At 74.5% G+C, this 1,132-nt stretch carries 1 protein-coding gene; it reads right to left on the minus strand.

The window, feature by feature from the left end:
* Positions 1 to 169 precede the first annotated feature (169 nt).
* Positions 170 to 1,132 (minus strand): fumarylacetoacetate hydrolase family protein (locus tag H5J30_RS34835; RefSeq protein WP_181791802.1); only part of this gene is annotated, 963 nt, incomplete at its 5' end.

Consider the following 1,132-nt stretch of genomic DNA (forward strand, 5'->3'; position numbering starts at 1 on the left):
GCGGCCTGCGGGGTCGGCCCGCTCCCGGCGAGGCGTTCTTGTCAGAGGAGCGGCCTACCCTGGGGCGGGAGTGCGGGCAGGGATCACGTCGGCGGGTGTCGCACAGGCCGGTGTCAGGACGCCGGGTTCAGGGCGCCGGTGTCGGGACGCCGGGATCAGGATGCCGGCGTCAGGACGTCGCCGTCCGGAGCAGGCCGCGGCGGGCGAAGCCGGCGTAGAGGTCGCGTATCCCCGCCTCCCACGGGGGTGCCTGTTCGCTGGTCGTGACGGTGTTGCGCAGGGTGCCGAGAAGCGGCGTGGAGATCTCCACGAGGTCGCCCTCGCGGTGGGTGAAGCCGCTGCCCGGCGCGCCGCGGTCGGCGGTGGGCGCGAAGAGCGTGCCGGTGAACAGCACGACGCCGTCCGGATACTGGTGGCGGCGGTTCACGGCCTGGGCGACCAGGGTCTCCAGCGGCCGGCTGATGCGCGCCATGTCGGAGGAGTCGCGCAGGACGAAGCCGTCCTCGCCCCGCACCGACAGGGCGATCGTCGCCTCGCGTACGGAGTCGGCGGTGAAGCCCTCCCCGGTGAGGCGGACGAACGGGCCCAGCGCGGTGGAGGCGTTGTTGTCCTTGGCCTGCGGCAGCAGCAGGGCGCTGCGGCCCTCGACGTCGCGGAGGTTCACGTCGTTGCCGAGGGTGACGCCCGCGATGCGGCCGTCGGAGGCGACGACGAGGACCAGTTCGGGTTCGGGGTTGTTCCACTCGGAGACCTCGGCCACGCCGATCCGCGCCCCGTACCCGACGGCCGACAGCACCGGCCCCTTCGTGAAGATCTCCGCGTCCGGCCCGAGGCCGACCTCCAGGTACTGCGACCACAGGCCCTGCTCCCGCAGCCACGCCAGCAGTTCGACGGCCTCCGGGGTGCCGGCCCGTACCGTCTCCAGCCGGGTGCCGAGCCGGGCGCCGATCCGCTCCCGGATCTCGTCCGCCGCCGCGGCGACGCCGCCGGCCCGCTCCTCGATGACCCGTTCCATCATGCTGTCCGCGAAGGTCACCCCGGCGGCCTTGAGGACTTGGAGGTCCACCGGCGCCAGCAGCCGCGCCCGGTCCGCGGCCCCGCCCGCGGTGGCGGCGAGCACCTCGCCGAGCGG

The organism is Streptomyces phytophilus, assembly GCF_013870535.1.
GTDB classification, from domain to species: domain Bacteria; phylum Actinomycetota; class Actinomycetes; order Streptomycetales; family Streptomycetaceae; genus Streptomyces; species Streptomyces phytophilus.